The sequence below is a fragment of the Microbacterium sp. 2216-1 genome (assembly GCF_046507855.1).
Taxonomy (GTDB): domain Bacteria; phylum Actinomycetota; class Actinomycetes; order Actinomycetales; family Microbacteriaceae; genus Microbacterium; species Microbacterium esteraromaticum_C.
The window spans coordinates 1512939-1534141 of sequence record NZ_JBKFTM010000001.1 but is presented as its reverse complement, the minus strand read 5'-3'; the positions used below and the strand labels follow the sequence as shown (position 1 = coordinate 1534141).

The window sequence follows — 21203 nt, the reverse complement described above, 5'->3', positions numbered from 1 at the left end:
TGTCATAAGGGGAGAATAGTTCGCGATCTCGGGGTTCACGTTCGGTGAGAGTGAATCCCGCCTAACTGTTATCGGACGGTGATGCGTCGTTGCACGACGGAGATCCCCGCGTTACCCGATGGTGACCTCAGGCGTTCGCGGGCTTGGTCGTCATCGTCTCCGGATCGAACACCACGCGCTGACGGGTGCGCTCGATGTCGGGGTCCGGCACAGGGATGGCTGACAGTAGTGCCTGGGTGTACGGGTGCTTCGGGTTGTCGAAGACCTCGTCCACGTCGCCGTGCTCGACGAACTCGCCGAGGTACATCACGGCCACACGGTCGGCGATATGACGGATCACCGACAGGTCGTGCGCGACGAACAGGTACGACAGCCCCAGCTTGACCTTCAGCTCGTCGAGCAGGTTGATCACGCCGGCCTGGATCGACACGTCAAGGGCCGAGACCGGCTCATCGAGCACGATGATCTTCGGGTTGGTCGACAGCGCCCGAGCGATACCGATGCGCTGGCGCTGACCACCCGAGAAGGCACCGGGGAAGCGATCGCGATGCGCGGGGTTCAGACCCACGAGGTCCATCAGCTCCTGCACGCGCGCGAGCACCTGGTCCTTCGGCATGCCGATGGCGCGCATCGGCTCGGCGATGACATCAGTGACGGTCATACGCGGATCGAGAGCGCCCATCGGGTCCTGGAACACGATCTGGATATCGCGGCGCAGCGCACGCTCGAGCTTGCGGTCGTGCAGACCGTTGATGCTCGTGCCCGCGATGACGATGTCGCCCTCGGGCTGCTTGACGAAGTCCATGATCTGCAGCAGTGTCGTGGTCTTGCCCGACCCCGACTCGCCGACGATCGCCATCGTCTCGCCCTCGCGCACGTCGAAGCTGATGCCCTTGACCGCGTGCACCTCGCCGACCTTGCGCTTGAGGAAGGCCCCCTTGGTCAGCGGGAAGGTCTTGACCATGTTGCGCACTTCGAGCGTCACCGGGCGCTGCTCACGCGGAGTGTGCAGCAGGTCGCTGTCCGGAGCCTTCTGCACCGGGTAGACGGGCAGGCCGCCGATCATTCCGTCGTCATCGATTTCTTCGGCACGGATGCACGCGGCCAGGTGCGGGTCACCGCTACCGGTGGTGACGGGCGCCAGATCGGGTTCACGCGTGGTGCACGCCGCGACGGCGATCGGGCAACGCGACGCGAACGGGCACGCATCGGGCAGGTCGATCAGCAGCGGCGGGTTGCCCTTGATCGGGGTCAGCGGCTCCTTCTCGACCTTGTCGACACGCGGGATCGCCCCGAGTAGACCGATGGAGTAGGGCATCCGGGTGCGGTGGAACAGCTCGTGCGCGGGTGCGTGCTCGACCGGACGACCGGCGTACATCACCATCACGTCGTCGGCGGTGCGCGCGACCACGCCCATGTCGTGCGTGATCATGATCACGGCGGCGCCCGACTCACCCTGCGCCTTCTCGATCAGGTCGAGGATCTGCGCCTGGATGGTGACATCCAGCGCCGTCGTCGGCTCGTCGCAGATGATCAGGCGCGGATTGTTGGCCATCGCGATGGCGATGACCACGCGCTGGCGCATGCCGCCGGAGAACTCGTGCGGGAACGACTTCATGCGCTTGACCGGCTCGGTGATGCCCACCAGCGAGAGCAGCTCAAGCGAACGGTCCCACGCCTCCTGCTTGGACATGCCGCGGTGCACGGTGAGTGCCTCGATCAGCTGATCGCCGATGGTGAACACCGGCGTCAGCGAGGTCAGCGGGTCCTGGAAGACCATCGCCATGCCGTTGCCGCGGATCACCGACATCTGCTTGTCGGTCTTGCCGAGCAGCTCCTGACCCTCGAACTGGATCGAGCCGGTGACCTTCGCGTTCTCATCGAGCAGACCCATGATGGCCAGCGATGTGACCGACTTGCCGGATCCGGATTCGCCGACGATGCCGAGGGTCTTTCCCGCTTCGAGGTCGAACGAGACACCGCGTACGGCGTCGACACGGCCGGCCTCGGAGGCGAAGCTGACCTTCAGGTCGCGGACGGAGAGGACGGTGTCCTTCGTGGTGCTCATGCGCGGCCTCCTGCCGAAGAAGTGGGATCAAGGGCGTCGCGCAGGCCGTCGGCGACGAGCGCCATCGAAACGGTCAGCAGCGTGAGCGCGGCGGCGGGGAAGTAGAACAGCCACGGCGCGCTGGTCACGCTCGCCGCGCCCTCGCCGATCAGCGACCCGAGCGATACGTCAGGGATCTTCACGCCCATGCCGATGAACGACAGTCCGGTCTCAGTCATCACGGCTGCCACAACACCGAGCGTGAAGTTGATCACCAGCAGCGAGCCGATGTTCGGCAGCAGGTGACGCATGACGATGCGCATACCGCGCACGCCCATGTAGCGGGCGGCGTGCACGTACTCGCGCTCGCGCAGCGAGAGCGCCATGGTCCAGATAACGCGGGCGGGGAAGAACCAGCCGACGAAGATCAGCGCCATCGAGATGACGCGCCAGTCGCCGCCGGAGTCGTTCGAGACGAGGGCGAGGATCAGGAAGGTCGGGATCACCATGAAGAAGTGGATGATCACCAGCGTGACCCGCTCGAAACGACCGCCGAAGTAGGCGGCCGCGGTGCCGACGATCGCCGAGATCGCAGTGATGCCGACCGAGACGATCACCGCGATCATGAGCGAACGCTGAAGACCGACGAACGTCTGGGTGAACGTGTCGTTGCCCGACGCGTTCGTGCCGAACAAGTGCTCGGTCGAGGGGCCGGTCGACAGGTTCAGGAAGTCCATGTCGGTGACGGTGTACCGCGACACGAGCGGAACGATGATCGAGCACAATGCCAAGATCACGAAGATGATGATGCCAGCGACAGCGGGCTTGTTGCGCATGAAGCGACGGGTGTACAGCGTCCACTTGGACAGCTGCTTGGCGGGAATGCGCTCCGCCGTCGTGTCGGGGCCGACGGGCGGCTGCACGGACGGGTCAATGGTGTCGGCGCTCATATCAGCTCACCCTCACTCGCGGGTCGAGAACCACGACGGCGATGTCGGCGAGGATGGCGCCGATGGCGGTCAGCAGGGCGCCGAAGGCCGCGACGGCGACAACGCCGTGCACGTCGTTGGTGTTGATGGTGGTCAAGAAGTAGCGGCCCATGCCCTGCCACGCGAAGATCGTCTCGGTCAGCACCGCACCGGTGAAGATCGCGGGGATCGAGAAGGCGACCTGCGTGGCGACCGGGATGAGCGAGGTGCGCAGCGCGTGCTTGCGGATCGCCTGCTGCTTGGTCAGACCCTTCGCCCGCGCCGTGCGCACGTAGTCGGCCTTGATGTTGTCGAGCAGCAACGACCGCTGCAAGAAGTGCGTTCCCGCGTAGCTGATGATCACCAGCGCGATGGTCGGGAGGATGAGGTGCTGCAGCGTGTCGATCAATACGGGGAAGAACCCGGTGACGCCGGGGCTCGACGAACCGGTGACGTAGAACACGCGGGTGCCGACCCAGTTGTTGAAGTTGATCGCGAGGATCACGATCGCCAGGCCCGCCACGATGATGTTGATGTTCATCGTCACGATCGACACCGCCTGCCACACGCGGTCACCGAGCTTGTACTGGCGTGATGCGGTGTAGACACCGATCCAGATACCGAGCAGCGTCGCGATGATCGTGGCCCCGAGCACCAGCTCGGCGCTGACCCACATGCGGTACGCGACCTCGTCGTTCACCGAGCCGCCCGTGGGGCTCACACCCCAGTCCCAGCGGAAGAGGATTCCCGAGAACCAGGTCCACCACCGTTCGATCAGCGGTGTGGACTCGCTGAGATTGCGAGGCCCGAGCAGACCTTCCATCTGCTCTTCGGTCAGGGGAGGCCTTCGGCCTACGTAGTTGCTGCGGGGATCCAGGAACGACCACGCCAGGAAGTAGGTGACGTTGGTCGCGACCACGATCATCAGCAGCCAGCCGAGTGCCCGGCGCACGAGATACTTGATCAAGGTGTTGATTCTTTCTCTTCTACAGCCGTGCCCGGGATCTCCGACGCGCCGCTGAGTCGGGAACACATTCAAGCATCATCCCGCGCTCAGCGCACATCGAGATCACCGACGGCCGTGACGGAGTTCGTCTGCCCGAAACGGGGGGATTTTCGCCCGGGCAACTTCGCGAGACTATCATCGGTCGCGCCGCCGGGCCGACGACTGGGGGAACCGGGCCCCGGAACGTAGACTGATCTGAACCTGCTCTGAAGCATCAAGGACCACATGTCACCCCGCGCTCTCACTCCCTTGTCACCCGCCGCGACCCCGGCCACGCAGATCCGCAACTTCTGCATCATCGCCCACATCGATCACGGCAAGTCGACGCTCGCCGACCGCATGCTCCAGGTCACCGGATCGGTAGCCGATCGTGACATGCGTGCGCAGTACCTCGACCGCATGGACATCGAGCGCGAGCGCGGCATCACGATCAAGAGCCAGGCAGTGCGGATGCCGTGGTCGACCTCCCCATCCGACGGGGAGGGCCTTGAGACCTTCGCGTTGAACATGATCGACACCCCCGGGCACGTCGACTTCACCTATGAGGTGTCGCGTTCGCTTGCCGCATGCGAGGGCGCGATCCTGCTCGTCGATGCCGCACAGGGCATTGAGGCGCAGACGCTCGCGAACCTCTATCTCGCTCTTGAGAACGACCTGCACATCATCCCCGTGCTCAACAAGATCGACTTGCCCGCGGCCGACCCCGACAAGTTCGCCAAAGAGCTCGCCGACCTGATCGGTGGTCGCCCGGAGGACGTGCTGCGCGTCTCGGGCAAGACGGGCGTCGGCGTGGAAGAGCTGCTCGATCGCATCGTGCGCGATATCCCGGCCCCGGTCGGTGACCCGGATGCTCCGGCGCGCGCAATGATCTTCGACTCGGTGTACGACTCCTATCGCGGAGTGGTCACCTACGTGCGCATGGTCGACGGACAGCTCTCGCCGCGCGAGCGCGTGCAGATGATGTCGACCAAGGCGACGCACGAGCTGCTCGAGATCGGTGTGTCCAGCCCAGAGCCGATCCCGTCCAAGGGTTTGGGCGTCGGCGAGGTGGGATACCTCATCACGGGCGTGAAGGACGTACGCCAGTCGAAGGTCGGTGACACCGTCACGACCGTCCGGGGCCCGGCATCCGACCCTCTCCCCGGCTACACCGACCCGAAGCCGATGGTGTTCTCGGGCATCTATCCCATCGACGGCAGCGACTATGCCGAGCTGCGCGAGGCGCTCGACAAGCTCAAGCTGTCAGACGCGTCGCTGCAGTACGAGCCCGAGACCTCGGTGGCGCTCGGGTTCGGCTTCCGCTGTGGCTTCTTGGGACTGTTGCACCTCGAGATCATCACCGAGCGGCTCTCGCGCGAGTTCGGTCTCGACCTGATCACCACCGCACCGAGCGTGATCTACGAGGTCACCACCGACACCGGTGAGACCGTAACGGTGACCAACCCGAGCGAGTACCCTGACGGGCGCGTCGCCTCGGTCTCGGAGCCGATGGTCAAGACCGCGATCCTGCTGCCCAAGGACTACGTCGGCACGGTGATGGAGCTGTGCCAGTCGCGCCGTGGCGCCCTGCTGGGTATGGAGTACTTCTCTGAGGAGCGCGTCGAACTGCGCTATCGGATGCCGCTCGGTGAGATCGTGTTCGACTTCTTCGATCAGCTCAAGTCGAAGACACAGGGCTACGCGTCGCTCGACTACGAACCGGACGGCCGCCAGGAGGCCGACCTGGTCAAGGTCGACATTCTGCTGCAGGGCGACAAGGTCGATGCCTTCAGCTCCATCGTGCACCGCGACAAGGCCTACAGCTACGGCACGCTGATGGCGGAGCGGCTGCGCAAGCTCATTCCCCGACAGCAGTTCGAAGTGCCCATCCAGGCGGCGATCGGTGCGCGCATCATCGCCAGGGAGACCATCCGTGCAATCCGCAAGGACGTGCTCGCCAAGTGCTACGGCGGTGACATCAGCCGAAAGCGCAAGCTGCTCGAGAAGCAGAAGGAAGGCAAGAAGCGCATGAAGATGGTGGGCCGCGTCGAGGTGCCCCAGGAGGCGTTCATCGCCGCACTGTCGGGTGACGTCGAGGGCAAGGAAAAGAAGTAGGGGAGCGGGCGATCACCCAGGTTCGCCTGGGTAGTCTGGAAAACATGCGTCGCGGGACATTCCGAGAAGGCACGGTCGACTATGCCGCGGTCGGGGCCACCCATGCCCCAGACCTCATGCAGTATCCGCCGGAGCGCAGCACCCCCGCCGAGGAGTCCTGGCGGATCGGCAGCGGAGAAGAGCGATTCCGTTCGGCGGCCGAGTCGTTGTTGTCGTGGACGGCGCAGCGCGCCGCCGGACTGCAGATCTCAGACGTGCGCCCGGCTGCGGGTGGCGCGTACACGGGGATCAGCTTCGACGCCGAGGGTGCGCCGATCGCGCCGAACCGCAACCAGCACGAGCAGCGGTTCGACGCCGAGGGCACACCGTTCGCCGCACCCGGCATGACGTTGAAGCTGCACGGACGCGTCAAGGGTATGCGCGCTGACGCCGAGTTGCGGGTGATCTCCGTCACCGAGGAGCGGCGCCGCGTCGGGTTCGTGCTCGGAACCGTCGGCGGTTCGGTCGTCAGTGGCGAGGAATCGTTCGACCTGGACTGGCGTGAGGACACCGACGAGGTGTGGTTCACCGTGCGCGCATTCGACGCGCCCACGGCGGCGCTGTACCGCCTTCCCGGAATGGTGCGCCGGCGTCGTCGCGAGTTGTTCGCGCGGTATCTGCGGGCGATCTCGCCCCTGTACGCGACGCCGATCTGATGCCGGGGGCTCTGCCGCTGGGGGATCCCGCACCCGCTGACGGACGCCTGCCCGCCGATCTGGAGATCGACGCGACGGCCCCGTTCTCGGCCTATCTGCACGTGCCGTTCTGCCGAGTGCGCTGTGGCTACTGCGACTTCAACACCTACACCGCGACCGAACTGCGCGGTGCCAGGCAGGACGAGTACGCCGAGACGTTGATGCGCGAGATCGACCTCGCCCGCGACGTCCTGGACGCAGCCGGTGGGATTCGCCCGCTCGACACGGTGTTCTTCGGTGGCGGAACCCCCACCCTGCTGCCGCCTGGCGATCTGGCGCGCATGCTGGAGCACGCTGTGGACGCCTTCGGCATCCGGAACGGCGCCGAGGTGACGGTCGAGGCGAATCCGGACACCGTGTCGCCGGAGGTCGTGCGGACGCTGGTGGATGCCGGCGTGAACCGCCTGTCGATCGGGATGCAGTCCGCGGTGCCGCACGTGCTGGCGGCTCTGGACCGCACGCATCGTCCCGAGAACGTCGAGACGGCGGTGCACGCGGCGCGCGAGGCGGGTCTCGATGTCAGTGTCGACCTCATCTACGGAGCACCGGGGGAGTCCCTCGCCGATTGGGAGGCCTCGCTCGACGCGGCCCTGTCGCTCGAACCCGACCACATCTCGGCGTACGCCCTGATCATCGAGGACGGCACCAAGCTCGCCCGGCAGATCCGCCGCGGCGAGGTGCCCGCGCCCGATGACGACCTGCAGGCCGATATGTACGAGCTCGCCGACAGCCGTCTCGCCGCGGCGGGTTTCGACTGGTACGAGGTCAGCAACTGGGCGCGTGGCTCCGAGCAGGGGAGCGTCTCGTCGCATGCCTCGCGGCACAACCTGGCCTACTGGCGGGGCTCGGACTGGTGGGGTTTCGGGCCTGGAGCGCATAGTCACGTCGCCGGACTTCGCTGGTGGAATGTCAAGCACCCGGCGGCGTATGCGCAGCGCCTGCACGCGGGGGAGTCACCTGCGGCGGGACGTGAACGGCCTGATCACGAGGCGCAGACGCTCGAACGTGTGCTGCTGCAGAGCAGGCTCGCCGAGGGTCTGCCGATCTCTGAGATCGCCGAGAGCCACCGCTCCCGGGTCGCCGAGCTGATCTCGGACGGACTGGTCGATGCCGCCGCCGCCGTGCGCGACCGCCGCGTGCGGCTCACGTTGCGCGGGCGGCTGCTGGCGGATGCTGTCGTGCGCGCTCTGACGGAGTGACTCCGCGCTAGGACGAGTGCCGGGCGTGTGCCCTGCTCAGTCGGGGAGCAGGTCCAGGCCGGTGGTACGTCGCTGCGGAACCGTCGCGCTCTGTGCGTCCAGCACCCGGGTGCTGCGCTCTGCGCCGAAGGGGGCCCACCCGGGGTCGCCGGTCGTGATGAACGCGATCCACGCGTCGCGCATCTCGTCGGCGAGGTGCTGAGGGGCATCCGACCCTGCCATGCGCCGGGCTTCTGCCGAGGCGAGTTGGTCGAATACGAAACCCAGCTCGAGCGCGTGCGCGGCGCGCAGATCGCGCACCGGACTGCGCCAGGCGAACTCGTACACGTAGGTGGGCGCCGGGCGGGATGCGGCCGCGCGGGTCAGCGGGGCCCGCAGCAGCAGGTCGGTGGCGACCTGACCGTAGATCTCGCCGGTGGACGCCCCGGGGAATGCTGCTCGGTAGGCGGCGATCGCGCGGCGGGGAATGCGCAGGGCGAGCCGGGCGAGCAACAGATGCCAGGATGTGAGCCTGCTGAGCTGCTCGGGGGTGAACCACAGGCGGTACTCGTCGGTGTTGCTGCCGATCAGCAGCGGAACGTCGGACTCACCCAGCACGTCATGTGGAGACCGCGGCAGGGTCTCGGCGTCGATCGCGAACTGGAAACCCGGGGCTCCGCCGAGCGGCGAGGAACCGGCTGCGTGGGTGCGTCGAGCCTCGAGGAGCTGGTCTGGCGTGACGGCGGCGAACGCCTCGCGCTCCGCGGGGATGCCCAGCAGCTTCGCCAACTGCGCGGTCACGCGTCCGGCCTTCTTCCGCGGCTGGGCCCGCAACGGACCCGACTGGATGATTCCTCGTGCGATCATCGGCCGCGACGTGTCGAGCGCGAGCAGACCCGCCACGAGGGCCCCGCCCGCCGACTCGCCCATCACGGTGATCTGAGTGGGGTCGCCCCCGAACGCGGCGACCTCTCGATGCACCCATGCCAGGGCGGCGGCCGCATCGAGCAGACCGAGGTTCGCCGGGGCATCGGACAGCACCGAGAATCCCTCAGAGCCGAGGCGGTAGTTGACCGAGACGAAGACGATCCCGGCGCGGGCGAACACGGCGCCGTCGTAGAGCGGGATGGCCGCGGTGCCGCGTTCGAGCGCACCGCCGTGCAACCACAGCACCACTGGGGCCAGCTCTGCCTGTGCCGGAGCCCAGACGTTTGCGGTGAGCACATCGTCGCCGTCGATGATCACCGACCCGAGCAACTCGCCGATCGGACCGGCGTAGGGAACCTGCGGCGACGTGGGCCCGAACGCGGTGGCCTCGCGTACGTCGTCCCACGGGGCGGGCGGTTGCGGTTCCCGGAACCGGTTCTCGCCAAAGGGCGGTGCGGCGTAGGGGATACCAAGGAATCGGTGCACTCCGTCGGCGACGGAGCCGCGGACGGCGCCGTCCGTGAGGGTGGCGATGGGGGCGTCGCTCATGAGCGTCATCCTAGGGGCAGAGCCACCGCGTTCGGCAGGTGCTCGGCTGGGCGGGGTAGGATTGGCACTCGGTAGGTTCGAGTGCCAGTGGGAGGGGCGATGGTCACAGAAAGAGGACTCGAAGTCCTCCGCGCGATTGTGCAGGACTACGTCGAGACCCACGAGCCGGTCGGTAGCAAGTCGATCGTCGAGCGGCACGCTTTCGGCGTGTCGGCGGCGACCATCCGCAACGACATGGCGCTGCTCGAGGACGAAGACCTGATTGTCGCGCCGCACACCTCCTCGGGTCGAGTGCCGACCGATAAGGGGTACCGCGTCTTCGTCAACCACCTGGCGCAGTTGCGTCCCCTCTCGGCGGGACAACGCAGCGCCATCGAGTCCTTCCTCGGCGCTCCCGGTGATCTCGACGACATGATGGCCCGCACGGTGCGCGTGCTCACGCGCCTCACCGGCCAGGTGGCACTCGCGCAGTACCCGTCCTTCGCGCGGGCGAGCATCACGCACGTCGAGTTGGTCGCCCTCGCACCGAACCGGCTTCTGGTGGTGCTCGTCACCGATGCCGGCGGAGTGTCGCAGCGCATCGCGCAGGTACCGATCGACCTCGATGAGAACGATGTGGGGCTCCTGCGGGCGCAGCTGCTCGCCCTCATCGCCGGTCGTGCGGTCAGCGAGGCCACTGAGCGGGTTCGCTCGCTCGGCGAGCCCGCCCCGGCCGAACACCCCCGTCGGCTGCATCCTGCGCTCAGCGCGCTGGCGGCCGTGATCTCGGAAGAACTGGCCGAGTTCCGGCAGGAACGACTGGTGATGGCGGGGGCAGCGACCCTCGCCCGGCGCGAGCAGGACTTCCGCGGTAGCATCCACCCTCTGCTCGAGGCGATCGAAGAGCAGGTGACCCTGTTGCGGTTGATGAGCGAGATGGTCACCGACGAGCACGGCCTGGCGACCAGCATCGGTACCGAGAACGCGCCCTTCGGGCTCGGCGAGGCATCGATCGTCGCGAGCAACTATGACGCGCCGGGCGGCACCGCGCGCGTCGGCGTGATGGGCCCTACCCGCATGGACTATTCGAGCAATCTCGCGGCGGCGCGGGCGGTCGCCCGCTACCTGTCGCGGTTGCTCGAAGACGACGAGGCCGCCCGTTGACGCCGGCGGTCGTACAGAACACACAGACAGACGCACACGCACGCGCAGAAAGGTGATCGTGGCGGACCACTATGAGGTTCTCGGGGTGTCGAAGGACGCTTCGCAGGATGAGATCAAGAAGGCTTACCGCAAGCTGGCGCGCCAGCTGCATCCGGATGTGAACCCGGGAGATGAGGCCGCCGAGCGGTTCAAGCTCGTCACGCACGCGTACGACGTGCTCAGTGACGAGGACTCCCGGCGACGCTACGACATGGGCGGAGACGCGAACGGCGGCTTCGGAGGGTTCGGCGGTTTCGGCGACATCTTCGAGACGTTCTTCGGTGGTGCCGGCGGTGGGCGCGGGGCACGACCCCGCTCGCGTCGCGAGCGCGGGCAGGACGCCCTGGTGCGGGTCGACCTCGACCTGGGCGACGTCGTCTTCGGAGTGCACCGCGATATCGAGGTCGACACGGCCGTGCTGTGCGAGACCTGCGAGGGTGCGTGCTGCCAGCCGGGGACATCGCCGGTCACGTGTGACGTGTGCGGCGGTACCGGTCATGTTCAGCGTCAGGTGCGCAGCCTGCTCGGCAACGTCGTCACCACTCAGCCGTGCGGCAGCTGCGAGGGCTTCGGCACGACCATTCCCTACCCCTGCGGCTCGTGCGCCGGCCAGGGACGGGTGCGTTCGCGCCGCACGGTCGCGCTCGACATCCCGGCCGGTGTCGAGACCGGCCTGCGCCTGCAGCTGCCCGGATCGGGTGAGGTCGGCCGCGCGGGTGGTCCGAACGGCGATCTGTACGTCGAGATCTCGGTCGCCCCGCACCCGGTCTTCAGTCGGGAGGGCGACGACCTGCTCGCCACGCTTGAGGTCTCGGTGACGGATGCCATCCTCGGCACCACCACGACGATCGACAGTCTCGATGGCACCGTCGATCTCGAAGTGCGCGCCGGGGTGCAGTCCGGTGACGTGCTCACGATCAGCGGGCGCGGCATCACACCCCTGCGCGGAACCCAGCGCGGTGACCTGCGCGTCGGCGTGCAGGTGGTCACCCCGACCCGGCTCGACAGCGCGCAGCGACGCCTCATCGAGGAGTTCGCCAAGAAGACGAAGGCGCCGGCTCCCAAGCTCGCACAGTTCCAGCAGGGGCTGTTCTCGAAGCTGCGCGACCGCTTCCGCTCGCACTGATCTCAGAAACGGACCGACATGGCGCTGCACTTCATCGTCCCCTCGTGCTCCGAGGCCGGTGAGGGTGATCTGATCACCCTCACCGGTGCCGAGGCGAAGCACGCCTCGGCCGTGCGCCGCGTGCGGGTGGGAGAGCACATCACGATCGGTGACGGCACGGGCGTTTGGCTGGAGGGTTCCGTCGAGGATGTCTCGGCCGCCGAGGTCACCGTGCGGATCGCGTCGCGCATCACCAGTGAGCGACCCGCATCGCGGATCACCCTCGCTCAGGCGCTGGCCAAGGGCGATCGCGACGAACTCGCCGTGCAGACGGCATGCGAGCTCGGCGTCGACGAGATCGTGCCGTGGCAGGCGGCGCGCAGCGTCTCGCGTTGGGAAGGGGCGAAGATCGCCAAGGGGCGGGAGCGCTGGGCGACGATCGTGCGCGAGGCCGCCAAGCAGGCGCATCGCGCCTGGGTCCCCGAGGTCGCCGAGCTGAGCAGCACCGCGCAGCTGGTTGCGCGCGCCGCTGAACATCGGATGCTGGTGCTCGACCCCACAGCGGACGTCCCGCTCACCGGCATCCGCGATGACGGTCGCGACATCATGCTCGTGGTCGGGCCGGAGGGTGGCATCAGCGCCGAGGAACTCGCGCGGTTCACGGATGCCGGCGCCGAGCGCGTGCGCCTGGGCGACACGGTGCTGCGCACCTCGACGGCAGGACCGGCGGCGATCGCTGTGCTCTCGGGGGTGCTCGGTCGCTGGTGAGCCGGTGTCCGTCGCCCGGGCCCCCAAACTAGACTGACTGATATGAGTGAACCCTCGATCTTCACGCGCATCCTGAACGGGGAGATCCCCGGTGAGTTCGTCGCCCGCACGGAACGGGTGTTCGCGATCCGCGACATCAACCCGCAGGCGCCGTTGCACGTGCTGGTCATTCCGGTGACCGAGCAGTACCGCGACGTCACCGAGCTCGCCGCCGGTGACCCCGGACTGCTCGCAGAGATGGTGGCCCTGGCCAAGCAGATCGCGGCGGAGCACGCGGGCGGCGAGTATCGACTGATCTTCAACAACGGCGCCACGGCCGGACAGACCGTTTTCCACGTCCACGCGCATGTGCTCGGCAACATCGAGGAGGGCAAGCTCGTTGGCTTCTGACGAACCGACACCCCAGTTCCCCGCTCAGCCCGAGCACACCGATCGCGTCTTCGTCGACGGTGTGGCGATGGTGCAGTTGCTCGGCCCGCAGGACCGTCTATTGCGGATGCTCGAGAAGCAGCATCCTCGGGTGCAGGTGATGGTGCGCGGCAATGAGATCGTGCTCGGCGGCGCCCGCGATGACGTCGCGTCGGCGCGTCGGCTCGTGGACGAACTGATCGAGATGACCCGCTCAGGCCATCAGCTCGCGCCCAGCGACGTGGAGCAGTCTGCTCGCCTGCTGCAGCGTTCTGACGGTCCCCGCCCGAGCGAGGTGCTCGGCGAGGCGATCCTGTCGACGCGTGGCCGCGTCATCCGTCCGAAGACGCTGGGGCAGAAAGAGTACGTCGACGCGATCGAAGAGAACACGATCGTGTTCGGCATCGGTCCCGCCGGAACCGGCAAGACCTACCTCGCGATGGCGAAGGCCGTGCAGGCGCTGCAGCGCAAAGAGGTGCAGCGGATCATCCTCACCCGGCCCGCGGTCGAGGCAGGGGAGCGTTTGGGGTTTCTGCCGGGCTCGCTCAACGACAAGATCGACCCGTACCTGCGCCCGCTGTACGACGCGCTCAACGAGATGATGGACCCCGAGGTGGTGCCCCGGCTGATGGCCACCGGTACCATCGAGGTCGCGCCGCTTGCCTACATGCGCGGGCGCACGCTGAACGACTCGTTCGTCGTGCTCGATGAGGCGCAGAACACGACGCCCGAGCAGATGAAGATGTTCCTGACCCGCCTCGGGTTCGGCACGAAGATGGTCGTCACCGGAGACATCACTCAGATCGACCTTCCGACGGGATCGTCCGGCCTGCGGCTGGTGACCCGTGTGCTCAGCGACATCGATGACATTCACTTCTCGCGCCTGACCAGTGACGATGTTGTTCGGCACTCGCTGGTCGGACGTATTGTCGACGCCTACAGCGAGTACGACGAGAAACGCGTCGCCGAGCGTCACGAGCGCGAGCAGGCGCACCAGTTCGCCAACCGCGCCGACCGCCGCGGCGGCGCGCGCCAGAACCCCAGAGACCGGATGCCGAAGCGAGGCCTGTCATGATCGAGATCAACAACGAGTCGGCGATCGACGTCGACGAGACGGTGCTGCAGCGCCTCACCGACTTCAACCTCGCGCAGCTGAACGTCAGTCCGGACGCCGAGGTGGCGATCGTGCTGGTCGATGAGGGCGCGATGGAGTCCCTGCACGTGCAGTGGATGGATGAGCCCGGCCCCACGGACGTGCTCAGCTTTCCGATGGACGAGTTGCGCCCCGGTACTCCCGACAACCCGACTGCACCGGGACTGCTCGGTGACATCGTGCTGTGCCCGCAGGTCGCGGAGTCGCAGGCGCAGACGGCCGGCCACACGCTGCAGGACGAGCTGATCCTGCTGACCACTCACGGGCTGTTGCACCTGCTGGGATTCGACCATGCCGAACCCGAAGAGGAGCGTGAGATGTTCGGGCTGCAGCGGTCGCTGATCGAAGGATTCGCTCAGGTCGAACGACGACGATGACCCCTGCCATTCTGCTGGCGGCCGCAGTTCTGCTGGTCGCCTTCGGCGGTCTCATGGCCGCGGTCGACGCCGCGTTCTCGGTGAGCTCTACCTCGGACCTCGAGTCGCTGGCCTCAGAGGGGCGCAACGCGTCAGCGTTGTCGCGCATCGCTGAGGACCCCGCCCCGCACGTCAATGCCGTGGCGTTCATGCGTGTGCTCGCCGAGACCACCGCCGCCGTGTTCGTCACCGTCGCGCTGGATGCGCTGCTGCCCAGTATCTGGTGGGCGATGCTCGCCGCGGCGGTTCTGATGACGGGGATCACGTTCGTGCTGGTCGGCGCGAGCCCGCGCTCGTTCGGCCGACTGCACGCGGCGTCGATGCTGCGGACGTGGGCGCCGGTCGTGCGTGGCATGCGCATTCTGCTGGGGCCACTCGCGCAGACCCTCGTCCGGGCCGGACAGCGCGTCACCCCGGGAGCGGGACGCACGTCGTTCGCGTCGGAGGAGCAGCTGCTGAGCATGGTCGACGAGGCCGCCTCGCATGATCTGATCGAGCAGGACGATCGCGACCTGATCCACTCGGTGTTCGAGTTCACCGATCAGGTGGTGCGCGCTGTGATGGTTCCGCGCACCGAGATGATGACGGTCGATGCGGCAACCACGGCGACCGAGGCCATGGCGCTGTTCCTGCGCACGGGGGTCTCGCGCATGCCTGTCGTCGATGGCGATGCCGATGACGTCGTCGGGGTGCTGTATCTGAAGGACCTCGTGCAGTTCGCGTACCGCGACGAGAGCGCCTGGCGCACCAGGCCCGTGCGGCCGATCGCCCGACCCGCCGTCTTCGTTCCCGAATCGATGCGTGCCGAGAGCCTGCTGCAGCAGATGAAGCGCGACGCCGTGCACGTGTGCATGGTCATCGACGAGCACGGTGGTGTGTCGGGGCTCGTCACGCTTGAGGACCTGATCGAGGAGCTCGTCGGTGAGATCGCCGACGAGTACGACCGCGGGCCCGCCGACTTCGTCGACCTCGGTGACGGGCGATTCCGGGTGAACTCGCGGTTGCCGCTCGAAGATGTCGGCGACCTCTTTGGGTTGGAGCTCGACGATGAAGACGTCGACTCGGTCGGCGGGCTGCTGGGCAAGGCGCTTGGTCAGGTGCCGCAGCCGGGTGCCACGGCGACCGTCAAGGGCCTGGTGCTGACCGGCGGCGCTTCGCGCGGCCGCGGCCGTGGCATCGCCACGGTGTTCGTGGAGCGGGCGCCGTACACGATGCCGATCGATGTGCGCGATGGAGGAGAACAGCATGACTGAGCAGACACGCAGTGGATTCGTGACGTTCGTGGGCCGGCCGAATGTCGGCAAGTCCACGCTCACCAACGCGCTGGTCGGTGAGAAGATCGCTATCACCAGCGAGAAGCCGCAGACGACTCGTCGGGCGATCCGCGGCATCGTCAACCGTCCCGACGGACAGCTGGTGATCGTCGACACGCCGGGCATCCACAAGCCGCGCACGCTGCTCGGTGAGCGGCTGAACGACCTCGTCGAGCAGGTGCTCGGCGACGTCGACGTGATCGGCTTCTGCGTGCCGGCGACCGAGAAGGTGGGCCCCGGCGATCGTCGCATCGCCGCGTCACTGGACGGCTACCCGCGGGCCAAGAAGGTCGCGATCGTCACGAAGACCGACGCCGCCGACAAGGACGACATCGTCGAACGTCTGATGGAGGTCGACTCGCTGCGCGAGGACTGGGCCGCGGTCATTCCGTTGTCGGCTCTCACCCGCGAGCAGCTCGATGTGCTCGCCGACGAGATGCTGCAGCTGATGCCGGTGGGCCCGCGGCTGTATGACGAGGGTGTGGTCACGGACGAGTCGACCGACGACCGCATCGCCGAGATGATCCGTGAGGCCGCGCTGGAGGGCGTGCGCGACGAGCTGCCCCACTCGATCGCCGTCGTGATCGACGACGTCGAGCCGCGTGAGGACTCCGATCTCACCGATGTGTATGCGTCGATCATCGTCGAGCGCGACAGCCAGAAGGCGATCATCATCGGGCACAAGGGCTCCCGCCTGCGATCCGTGGGCGCGACAGCCCGCGCAGGCATCGAGGAGCTGCTCGGCACGCGGGTGTTCCTGAAGCTGCACGTCAAGGTCGCGAAGGAATGGCAGCGCGACCCCAAGCAGCTCGGGCGCCTCGGCTTCTGAGACCGATGTCGATCGCGCACCGCTGGCTCGCGACGGATTGGGGACCGCCGGAGCACTGGCGGTTCGCACCGTTCACAGTGTCGGCGCCGAGGGCGGGCGAGGTGACGATCCGGGTGCGCGCGGCCGGCGTGAACCCTGCGGATGCCAAGCACGTCGCGCGTGCGCGGCCGGGTACGGAGCTGCCCGTCGCCATCGGGTACGAGGTCTCCGGGACGGTCATCGCCGTCGGGCCGGACACGCGAATCGTGACGGGACCGGTGACCGTCGGCGACGAGGTGATCGCGTTCCGTGTGCGTGGCGGCTACGCCACCGAGCTCACGGTGCCTGCCGAGAAAGTGCTGCGCAAACCGGCGCCGCTCAGCCACGCACAAGCCGCGAACCTGCTGCTGGCCGGGACCACGGCTGCAGAGATGCTGCACACGGTCGGCGCTCGAACGGGGGAGACGGTGCTTCTGCACGGTGCCTCCGGCGCCGTCGGTGTCAGCGTGCTGCAGCAGGCGGCGTTGCGTGGCATCCGCGTCATCGGCACGGCGCGCAGCGCCCGCCTCGAGACCGTGCGACGGGTCGGCGGGATCGCCATCGAGTACGGAGCGGGGCTCACCGACCGGATCGCCGCGTATCTGGCATCCGAGGGCATCGCCCGGATCGATGCCGCGCTCGATGCGGCGGGAACGGATGAGGCGATCGCGACGTCCTCGGCGTTGGTCGCCGATCCCGGCCGCGTCGTCACGATCGCGGCGCCCCGCGCGGCGTCAGAGCAGGGTTTCCGCGCGATCGCGGGGTCGATGCCCGAGAGTGCGCGTTTCCGGGACGAGGCGCGGGCACCCCTCGTCGCACTGGCAGAGAGCCGCCGACTGACGGTACCGGTGGGGGCGGAGTTGCCGCTGGAACAGGCGCCAGAGGCGCACCGCATGCTCGCGGCAGGGAGTGTCGAGGGAAAGCTCGCGCTGATTCCGTGATCGCGAGGACACCTCCGTGGTGAGCAGAATGCGAAGTCGGATGCTACGATCGACGCATGCTCTTGGGCGGTCTGCTTCTTCTTAGCTGCCGCGGCGAGTCCTGATCTGACAGGCCTTCTCGTCGCGGCGTTCGTGTTGGCCTGACACACAACTCCTGACGAAGAAGAAGCCTCACCATGAAGAACACCCAGAAGCCCTCGTCGATGCCGGTCCACAAGTACCGGCCGTATCACGAGCAGATCGTCTTCGACCTGCCGGACCGCACCTGGCCCGGCAAGCGGATCGCCGAAGCACCCCGCTGGTGCGCCGTCGATCTGCGCGACGGAAACCAGGCGCTGATCGACCCCATGTCGCCCGAACGCAAGCGGGTGATGTTCGAGCTGCTGGTCAGCATGGGCTACAAAGAGATCGAGGTCGGTTTTCCCTCGGCCAGCCAGACCGACTTCGACTTCGTGCGCCAGCTGATCGAAGAGGGGCTGATCCCGGATGACGTGACCATCCAGGTGCTGACCCAGGCGCGCGAGCACCTGATCGCGCGCACCTACGAGTCGATCGCGGGCGCCAAGCAGGCCATCGTGCACTTCTACAACTCCACGAGTGTGCTGCAGCGCGAGGTCGTCTTCCGGTCCGACCGTGAGGGCGTCAAGCAGATCGCGCTGGAGGGCGCCCGCCTGTGCCGTCAGTACGAGAAGACCATCCCCGGCACCGAGGTCTACTACGAGTACTCGCCCGAGAGCTACACCGGTACCGAACTGGAGTACGCCGTCGAGGTGTGCAATGAAGTACTCGAGATCCTGGAGCCGACGCCCGACCGCAAGGTGATCATCAATCTGCCGGCCACGGTCGAGATGGCGACGCCGAATGTCTATGCCGACTCGATCGAGTGGATGCACCGCCACCTGGCACACCGAGAGAACGTGATTCTGTCGCTGCACCCGCACAACGACCGAGGCACCGCGGTCGCGGCCGCCGAACTGGGTTACCTCGCCGGTGCAGATCGGATCGAGGGCTGCCTGTTCGGCAACGGTGAGCGCACCGGAAACGTCGATCTCGTCGCGCTGGGCATCAACATGTTCACGCAGGGTGTCGACCCGCAGATCGACTTCAGCGACATCGACAACGTCAAGCGCACCGTCGAGTACTGCAACCAGCTGCCGGTACCCGAGCGCAGCCCGTGGGCGGGCGACCTGGTGTTCACCGCGTTCAGCGGCTCGCATCAGGATGCCATCAAGAAGGGCTTCGAAGCGATGGCCGCGAAGGCCGCGGCTGAGGGCGTCACGGTCGACGACATCGAGTGGGCCGTGCCGTACCTGCCGATCGACCCGAAGGACCTGGGACGCTCGTACGAAGCCGTCATCCGCGTCAACTCGCAGTCCGGCAAGGGGGGCGTCGCGTACCTGCTGAAGGCCGACCACGCACTGGATCTGCCGCGCAAACTGCAGATCGAGTTCTCGGGGGTCGTGCAGGCCAAGACCGACGCCGAGGGTGGCGAGGTCACCAGCGAGCAGATCTGGTCGATCTTCCACGACGAGTACCTGCCGGCCGACGACGCCGAAGCCAAGTGGGGCCGGTTCGAACTGCTCGGCACCCAGACCCGCAGCGACATGACCGGCGATGTGTCGCTGGACGTGGTGCTGCGTGATGGCGACGAGTCGGTCGCGACCGCCGGCACTGGCAATGGCCCGATCGCGGCGTTCATCGAGGTGCTGCGCGAGCGCGGCTTCGAGATCTCGCTGTACGACTACGTCGAGCACACGATGTCCAGCGGGGGCGACGCTCAGGCGGCGGCCTACGTCGAACTGCAGGTCGGCGACCAGCGGCTGTGGGGCGTCGGCATCGACGGCGACATCTCGACGGCGAGCCTGAAGGCGATCGTTTCGTGCGTGAACCGTTCCATTCGTAGCCGCGAGACGGCACCGGAGCTCGCAGCGGTCTGACGCGGCCCCGAGGACGCTGACGCCTGATGTCGGGGGAGCGGGGGATAATCGAGAGGTGCCCACCTATCGAGACGAAGCGGTGATCCTGCGCACCCACAAGCTGGGTGAGGCGGACCGCATCGTCACGATGCTCTCCCGACGTCACGGCAAGATCCGCGCGGTCGCCAAGGGCGTGCGGCGCACGTCGTCGAAGTTCGGCTCCCGCCTGGAGCCGTTCATGGTCGCCGATGTGCAGCTGTACCAGGGGCGCACGCTCGATATCGTGCAGCAGGCCGAATCGCTCGGTGCGTACGGTGCCGATATCGCCGTCGACTACGAGCGGTTCACCGCGGCCAGTGCAATGGTCGAGGCCGCCGACCGGTTGAACGAGGCCGAGGCGACGACCGAGCAGTACCTGCTGCTCGTCGGCGGCCTCCGCTCACTTTCGCGGGGAGAGCACGTGGCGCGCAGCATCCTCGATTCCTATCTGCTGCGGGTCATGGCGCTGTCGGGCTGGGCGCCCGCACTCGACCACTGCGCCCGCTGCGCTGCACCTGGTCCGCATGCGTTCTTCGGCGCACAACTGGGCGGATCGGTGTGCGCGGCATGCGCCCCGGCCGGCAGTCCGCAGATCCCGGGCACGGCTCTCGCCCTGTTGCGCGCGCTGATGGGTGGGGACTGGACGCTGGTCGACGCGGCCGCGCACACCGATCTCGCTGCGGCATCCGGCACCGTCGCCGCGTATGCCCAATGGCACCTCGAACGTGGCATCCGCTCGCTCGAACACGTGACCCGGCCGCCCCACGCGGTCTCCCGTCCCCTCTCGACCCCGCAAGGAGCCCGGTGAGTCCCAAGCCGTACACCCACAAGGACGCCGTGCCGTTCCGCCCGCTCGACTGGACGGGAGCGCAGCCGCCCGCGTTCCCCGCCGTGCCGAACCATGTCGCCGTCGTCATGGACGGCAACGGCCGATGGGCCAACCGCCGGGGCCTCAACCGCATCGAGGGGCACAAGGCGGGAGAGGAAGTGCTGCTCGACGTGGTCGCCGGTGCCATCCAGGCCGGTGTGAAGCATCTGTCGGTGTACGCGTTCTCGACCGAGAACTGGGCACGTTCGCCCGAAGAGGTGCGGTTCCTGATGGGGTACAACCGCGACGTGCTGCACCGCCGGCGTGACCAGCTCAACGAATGGGGTGTGCGGGTGCGCTGGGCCGGTCGCAAGCCGCGGCTGTGGGGATCGGTGATCAAAGAGCTTCAGTTCGCCGAGCAGCTCACCCGTGACAACGACGTGCTCACACTCACGATGTGCGTCAACTACGGCGGGCGCGTCGAACTCATCGACGCCATGCGCGCGATGGCCGAGGACGTCAAGGCCGGGCGCCTCAAGCCCAGTGCGATCACCGAGAAGCAGCTGCGCAAGCACCTCTACGTGCCCGAGATGCCCGATGTCGACCTGTTCCTGCGCAGTTCGGGCGAGCAACGCACCTCGAACTTCCTGCTGTGGCAGTCGGCGTACGCCGAGATGGTGTTCCTCGACACGCTCTGGCCCGACTTCTCGCGCGAAGAGCTGTGGCGTGCGATCGGCGTCTACCTGTCGCGCGACCGCCGCTTCGGGGGCGCGATCGACACCCCCGACGCCACCAACTGAGGCC

Annotated in this window: 19 protein-coding genes; 15 read left to right on the top strand and 4 right to left on the bottom strand. The window is 67.3% G+C overall.

Annotated elements, in window-relative coordinates:
• Positions 1–127 precede the first annotated feature (127 nt).
• From ACLD0U_RS07145 to ACLD0U_RS07135, 3 genes are read right to left on the bottom strand one after another with little or no spacing between them, the layout of a single operon-like run.
• Positions 128–2068: a dipeptide ABC transporter ATP-binding protein gene (locus tag ACLD0U_RS07145; protein WP_410340174.1), complete on the bottom strand. Its 1941-nt coding sequence runs from the start codon at positions 2066–2068 to the stop codon at positions 128–130.
• Positions 2065–2997, bottom strand: coding sequence for an ABC transporter permease (locus ACLD0U_RS07140; RefSeq protein WP_206549656.1), 933 nt, complete (start codon positions 2995–2997; stop codon positions 2065–2067). Before ACLD0U_RS07140 ends, ACLD0U_RS07145 begins: the two co-directional genes overlap by 4 nt.
• A gap of 1 nt (position 2998) precedes the next feature.
• The gene (locus ACLD0U_RS07135) at positions 2999–3982 is read right to left on the bottom strand and encodes an ABC transporter permease (protein ID WP_179410620.1); all 984 of its coding nucleotides are present in this window, start codon (positions 3980–3982) and stop codon (positions 2999–3001) included.
• A 264-nt stretch (positions 3983–4246) separates the two neighbouring features.
• Here ACLD0U_RS07135 and lepA point away from each other — a divergent pair, with 264 nt between their 5' ends.
• The 3 genes from lepA to hemW are packed head-to-tail and all read left to right on the top strand — an operon-like array spanning position 4247 to position 8048.
• A complete protein-coding gene (gene lepA / locus ACLD0U_RS07130) occupies positions 4247–6115 on the top strand; it encodes a translation elongation factor 4 (protein ID WP_179410621.1) in 1869 nt (622 codons plus the stop codon).
• Positions 6116–6159: 44 nt separating this feature from the next.
• Positions 6160–6810 (top strand): DUF1990 family protein, encoded by a 651-nt coding sequence (locus ACLD0U_RS07125; RefSeq protein WP_179410622.1) that lies wholly within the window; start codon positions 6160–6162, stop codon positions 6808–6810.
• Complete coding sequence (gene hemW, locus ACLD0U_RS07120; RefSeq protein WP_410340173.1) at positions 6810–8048, top strand: radical SAM family heme chaperone HemW; 1239 nt, start codon at positions 6810–6812, stop codon at positions 8046–8048. Before ACLD0U_RS07125 ends, hemW begins: the two co-directional genes overlap by 1 nt.
• Positions 8049–8084: 36 nt before the next feature.
• Here the strand turns inward: hemW and ACLD0U_RS07115 are convergent, their stop codons facing one another.
• The gene (locus ACLD0U_RS07115) at positions 8085–9503 is read right to left on the bottom strand and encodes a carboxylesterase/lipase family protein (RefSeq protein ID WP_410340172.1); all 1419 of its coding nucleotides are present in this window, start codon (positions 9501–9503) and stop codon (positions 8085–8087) included.
• A gap of 99 nt (positions 9504–9602) precedes the next feature.
• Between ACLD0U_RS07115 and hrcA the strand changes: the two genes are divergently transcribed.
• From hrcA to ACLD0U_RS07055, 12 genes are all read left to right on the top strand, one after another.
• The gene (gene hrcA / locus ACLD0U_RS07110; protein ID WP_179410625.1) at positions 9603–10646 is read left to right on the top strand and encodes a heat-inducible transcriptional repressor HrcA; all 1044 of its coding nucleotides are present in this window, start codon (positions 9603–9605) and stop codon (positions 10644–10646) included.
• A 58-nt stretch (positions 10647–10704) separates the two neighbouring features.
• Positions 10705–11811 carry a molecular chaperone DnaJ gene (dnaJ, locus tag ACLD0U_RS07105; protein ID WP_206549661.1) on the top strand — a complete coding sequence of 369 codons (1107 nt, stop codon included), beginning with the start codon at positions 10705–10707 and terminating at the stop codon, positions 11809–11811.
• A gap of 18 nt (positions 11812–11829) precedes the next feature.
• Positions 11830–12558, top strand: coding sequence for a 16S rRNA (uracil(1498)-N(3))-methyltransferase (locus ACLD0U_RS07100; protein ID WP_410340171.1), 729 nt, complete (start codon positions 11830–11832; stop codon positions 12556–12558).
• A 42-nt stretch (positions 12559–12600) separates the two neighbouring features.
• Complete coding sequence (locus ACLD0U_RS07095) at positions 12601–12948, top strand: HIT domain-containing protein (RefSeq protein WP_179410628.1); 348 nt, start codon at positions 12601–12603, stop codon at positions 12946–12948.
• A gap of 67 nt (positions 12949–13015) precedes the next feature.
• Positions 13016–14041, top strand: a complete 1026-nt coding sequence (locus tag ACLD0U_RS07090) for a PhoH family protein (protein WP_224818008.1) — start codon at positions 13016–13018, stop codon at positions 14039–14041.
• Entirely contained in the window at positions 14038–14496 is a 459-nt protein-coding gene (gene ybeY / locus ACLD0U_RS07085) for an rRNA maturation RNase YbeY (RefSeq protein WP_179410630.1), read from the top strand. The genes ACLD0U_RS07090 and ybeY overlap by 4 nt, the downstream gene beginning before the upstream one ends.
• Positions 14493–15788, top strand: coding sequence for a hemolysin family protein (locus ACLD0U_RS07080; protein WP_179410631.1), 1296 nt, complete (start codon positions 14493–14495; stop codon positions 15786–15788). The genes ybeY and ACLD0U_RS07080 overlap by 4 nt, the downstream gene beginning before the upstream one ends.
• Positions 15781–16677 (top strand): GTPase Era, encoded by an 897-nt coding sequence (era, locus tag ACLD0U_RS07075; RefSeq protein ID WP_206549663.1) that lies wholly within the window; start codon positions 15781–15783, stop codon positions 16675–16677. The genes ACLD0U_RS07080 and era overlap by 8 nt, the downstream gene beginning before the upstream one ends.
• Positions 16678–16682: 5 nt before the next feature.
• Positions 16683–17636, top strand: coding sequence for an NADP-dependent oxidoreductase (locus ACLD0U_RS07070; protein WP_410340170.1), 954 nt, complete (start codon positions 16683–16685; stop codon positions 17634–17636).
• A 176-nt stretch (positions 17637–17812) separates the two neighbouring features.
• Entirely contained in the window at positions 17813–19573 is a 1761-nt protein-coding gene (leuA, locus tag ACLD0U_RS07065) for a 2-isopropylmalate synthase (RefSeq protein ID WP_410340169.1), read from the top strand.
• 55 nt (positions 19574–19628) lie between these two features.
• Entirely contained in the window at positions 19629–20399 is a 771-nt protein-coding gene (gene recO / locus ACLD0U_RS07060; protein ID WP_179410635.1) for a DNA repair protein RecO, read from the top strand.
• Entirely contained in the window at positions 20396–21199 is an 804-nt protein-coding gene (locus tag ACLD0U_RS07055; RefSeq protein WP_206549666.1) for an isoprenyl transferase, read from the top strand. Before recO ends, ACLD0U_RS07055 begins: the two co-directional genes overlap by 4 nt.
• The last annotated feature ends 4 nt before the right edge of the window (positions 21200–21203 follow it).

Coding starts and splice junctions, on each gene's coding strand:
- lepA (WP_179410621.1), top strand. CDS start 4,247: ATGTCACCCCGCGCTCTCACTCCCTTGTCACCCGCCGCGACCCCGGCC.
- ACLD0U_RS07070 (WP_410340170.1), top strand. CDS start 16,683: ATGTCGATCGCGCACCGCTGGCTCGCGACGGATTGGGGACCGCCGGAG.
- ACLD0U_RS07100 (WP_410340171.1), top strand. CDS start 11,830: ATGGCGCTGCACTTCATCGTCCCCTCGTGCTCCGAGGCCGGTGAGGGT.
- ACLD0U_RS07090 (WP_224818008.1), top strand. CDS start 13,016: ATGGTGCAGTTGCTCGGCCCGCAGGACCGTCTATTGCGGATGCTCGAG.
- ACLD0U_RS07145 (WP_410340174.1), bottom strand. CDS start 2,068: ATGAGCACCACGAAGGACACCGTCCTCTCCGTCCGCGACCTGAAGGTC.
- ACLD0U_RS07115 (WP_410340172.1), bottom strand. CDS start 9,503: ATGAGCGACGCCCCCATCGCCACCCTCACGGACGGCGCCGTCCGCGGC.
- ACLD0U_RS07080 (WP_179410631.1), top strand. CDS start 14,493: ATGACCCCTGCCATTCTGCTGGCGGCCGCAGTTCTGCTGGTCGCCTTC.
- ACLD0U_RS07140 (WP_206549656.1), bottom strand. CDS start 2,997: ATGAGCGCCGACACCATTGACCCGTCCGTGCAGCCGCCCGTCGGCCCC.
- hrcA (WP_179410625.1), top strand. CDS start 9,603: ATGGTCACAGAAAGAGGACTCGAAGTCCTCCGCGCGATTGTGCAGGAC.
- ACLD0U_RS07095 (WP_179410628.1), top strand. CDS start 12,601: ATGAGTGAACCCTCGATCTTCACGCGCATCCTGAACGGGGAGATCCCC.
- ACLD0U_RS07125 (WP_179410622.1), top strand. CDS start 6,160: ATGCGTCGCGGGACATTCCGAGAAGGCACGGTCGACTATGCCGCGGTC.
- ybeY (WP_179410630.1), top strand. CDS start 14,038: ATGATCGAGATCAACAACGAGTCGGCGATCGACGTCGACGAGACGGTG.
- hemW (WP_410340173.1), top strand. CDS start 6,810: ATGCCGGGGGCTCTGCCGCTGGGGGATCCCGCACCCGCTGACGGACGC.
- era (WP_206549663.1), top strand. CDS start 15,781: ATGACTGAGCAGACACGCAGTGGATTCGTGACGTTCGTGGGCCGGCCG.
- leuA (WP_410340169.1), top strand. CDS start 17,813: ATGAAGAACACCCAGAAGCCCTCGTCGATGCCGGTCCACAAGTACCGG.